The organism is Skermanella sp. (assembly GCF_059503625.1).
The window spans coordinates 1-3,012 of sequence record NZ_JCACHA010000284.1 but is presented as its reverse complement, the minus strand read 5'-3'; the positions used below and the strand labels follow the sequence as shown (position 1 = coordinate 3,012).

The 3,012-nt window shown below is 64.0% G+C and carries 3 protein-coding genes; 1 reads left to right on the top strand and 2 read right to left on the bottom strand.

Annotated features, from left to right (window positions below):
* Positions 1 to 152, bottom strand: a 152-nt coding sequence (locus AC5JJ6_RS06610; RefSeq protein ID WP_496041276.1) for a helix-turn-helix domain-containing protein, incomplete at its 3' end; no start/stop codon positions are given.
* 203 nt (positions 153 to 355) lie between these two features.
* Positions 356 to 862, bottom strand: a complete 507-nt coding sequence (locus AC5JJ6_RS06605) for a single-stranded DNA-binding protein (RefSeq protein ID WP_496041275.1) — start codon at positions 860 to 862, stop codon at positions 356 to 358.
* Positions 863 to 1,058: 196 nt separating this feature from the next.
* On the opposite strand from AC5JJ6_RS06605, the gene uvrA reads away from it, so the two are divergent.
* Positions 1,059 to 3,012: excinuclease ABC subunit UvrA (gene uvrA, locus AC5JJ6_RS06600; protein ID WP_496041274.1), on the top strand; the 1,954-nt coding region annotated here is incomplete at its 3' end.

The following is a 3,012-nucleotide window of genomic DNA, read 5'->3' as shown; positions in this document are numbered from 1 at the left end:
ATCTTCAGCAGCAAGCCGATGGAGGCGGAAGCACCTCCCATTTCCAATATGCCGATCGTCTTGCGTGTCGTCGATACACGCCGAGCCAATTCTTCCTGCGACATATTACGTCGGAGGCGAGCCAATCGAAGCCGGCTTCCAAGACGCGCCATCAGCTCATGCTCATCCAGCGTCAGCAATGCTTCTCTTGGCATTTGTACCCTACACGTTACATAACGGCGAATTATGTAACTCAGCCGACCCATCGTGACAAGCTGGCGTTCCGTGGGGAAGCGGCTTTCGATCGACAAAAAAGGCGCTGGAGATGCATTCCAGCGCCTTTTCCGGATTGAAGCTTCGTGCTGTCGGCTTCGACTCAGAACGGGATTTCGTCGTCCAGGTCCTGGTCGAAAGCCGGCTTGCCGCCGCCCCGGCCGGCACCACCGCCGCCCGAGCCGCCACGGCTGCCGCCGTCACGGTCGTTGCCGTAACCGCCGCCGCCACCGCCGCCGCCGCCGTAGCCGCCGCCACCGCCGGCCTCGTAGTCGCGGCCACCGCCGCCACCGCCGCCGCCTTCGCTGCGGGCGGCGAGGTCGAGATCGTTGACGCGGACGGCCAGCTTGGAGCCCGCCGTACCGTCGCGGCGCTGGAACTCTTCGAGCTTCACTTCGCCGCTGACGGTGATCTTGTCGCCCTTGCGGACATAGCTGGAGACGGCCTCAGCCCGCTTGCCCCAGTAGGAGCAATCGACCCATTGCGTGGTCTTGCGGTCGCCGAACCCGATATCGTTCGCCACCCGGAAGCTCAGCACCTTTTCGCCGCTCTGGGTGGTCCTCAGTTCCGCATCGGCGCCGACGCGGCCGCTGAAAGTCCATACGTTCATCTAATCCTACTCCTGATCCGCCGGTGGCGCGTATTCGTCCCTACCGTAAGCGGGCGTCGCGACAAACGCAACGGCGCCCCGATAGCGCAGCCCGACATGTTTTGCGAGCGAAGATGTAGCAATTTCATCCCGCGTCGCACATATGTCTGGGGTTTGCGGCTTCACACGGCCACGCCTTCCTGATATAGAACATCTCATGAACAAATCTATCATCGTCCGCGGCGCACGGGAACATAATTTGAAGAATGTCGACGTGGATTTGCCGCGCGACAAGCTGGTGGTCATCACCGGCTTGAGCGGGTCGGGCAAGTCCTCGCTGGCGTTCGACACGATCTACGCCGAAGGGCAGCGCCGCTACGTCGAGAGCCTGTCGGCCTATGCGCGCCAGTTCCTGGAACTGATGCAGAAGCCCGACGTGGACTCGATCGAGGGGCTGTCGCCCGCGATCTCGATCGAGCAGAAGACCACGTCGCGCAACCCGCGCTCGACCGTCGGGACGGTGACCGAGATCTACGACTACATGCGCCTGCTCTACGCGCGCGTGGGCATCCCCTACTCTCCCGCCACGGGCCTGCCGATCGAGAGCCAGACGGTCAGCCAGATGGTGGACCGGATCATGGAGTTGCCGGAAGGCACCCGCCTGCTGCTGCTGGCACCCATCGTGCGCGGACGTAAGGGCGAGTACCGGAAGGAGCTTCAGGACCTCTCCAAGCGCGGTTATCAGCGCGTCAAGATCGATGGAGAAATGTACGAGATCGACGAGGCTCCCGCCCTCAACAAGAAGCTGAAGCACGATATCGAGGTCGTCGTCGACCGGATCGTCGTGCGCGAGGGTCTGGGCAACCGGATCGCCGACTCGCTGGAGCAGGCGCTTGGGCTGGCCGACGGTCTGGCCTTCGCCGAGAACGCCGACACGGCTGAGCGCACCACCTTCTCGGCCAAGTTCGCCTGCCCGGTCAGCGGGTTCACGATCCTGGAGATCGAGCCGCGCCTGTTCTCGTTCAACAATCCCTTCGGCGCTTGCCCGTCGTGCGACGGGCTGGGCGAGAAGCTGTATTTCGACCCCATGATGGTGGTGCCGAACGAGGCGCTGTCGCTGGAGAAGGGCGCCGTCGCGCCCTGGGCCAATTCCACGTCGCAATACTACGCGCAGACGCTGGAGAGCCTGGCGCGGCACTACAAGGTCGGCATGAAGACGCCGTGGGAAGACCTTCCGGAGGAGGCGAAGCAGGGCATCCTGTACGGCTCCGCCGGCAAGCCCGTGACCATGCGCTACGACGACGGCCTGCGCAGCTACGAGACGCACAAGGCATTCGAAGGCATCGTCAACAACCTTGAGCGGCGCTGGAAGGAAACCGAAAGCTCCTGGGTCAAGGAAGAGCTGAGCAAGTACCAGTCCAGCCAGCCCTGCGAAGCCTGCAAGGGCGCCCGCCTGAAGCCGGAAGCGCTGGCGGTCAAGATCAGGGGCCTGCACATCAGCCAAGTCACGGAGATGTCGATCCTGGAAGCCGGCAACTGGTTCGGCGAGCTGAACGGGCATCTGCGCCCGAAGGATCAGGAGATCGCCTACCGCATCCTGAAGGAGATCAACGAGCGGCTGGGCTTCCTCAACAATGTCGGGCTGGAATACCTGACGCTAAGCCGGAATTCCGGATCGCTGTCGGGCGGCGAGAGCCAGCGCATCCGGCTCGCCTCGCAGATCGGATCGGGTCTGACCGGCGTGCTCTATGTCCTGGACGAACCGTCGATCGGCCTGCACCAGCGCGACAACGACCGCCTGCTGGTGACGCTGCGCCGGCTGCGCGACATCGGCAACACCGTGATCGTGGTCGAGCACGACGAGGACGCCATCCGCGCCGCCGATTATCTGGTCGATATGGGACCGGCCGCCGGTGTGCATGGCGGGCAGGTAATCGCCGCCGGGACCCCGGACGAGGTGATGGCCAACCCCAACAGCATCACCGCCGATTACCTGACCGGACGGAGATCGGTGCCGGTGCCGGCCGAGCGGCGCAAGGGCCACAAGGGCCAGTTCGTCGAGATCGTCGGCGCCCGGTCCAACAACCTTCAGGACGTCTCGACCAAGATCCCGCTGGGCACCTTCACCTGCATCACCGGCGTCTCCGGCGGCGGCAAGTCGACGCTGGTGA

Bases quoted from the DNA above. Each gene is read 5' to 3' on its own strand.
- AC5JJ6_RS06605 (WP_496041275.1), bottom strand. From the start codon at position 862: ATGAACGTATGGACTTTCAGCGGCCGCGTCGGCGCCGATGCGGAACTG.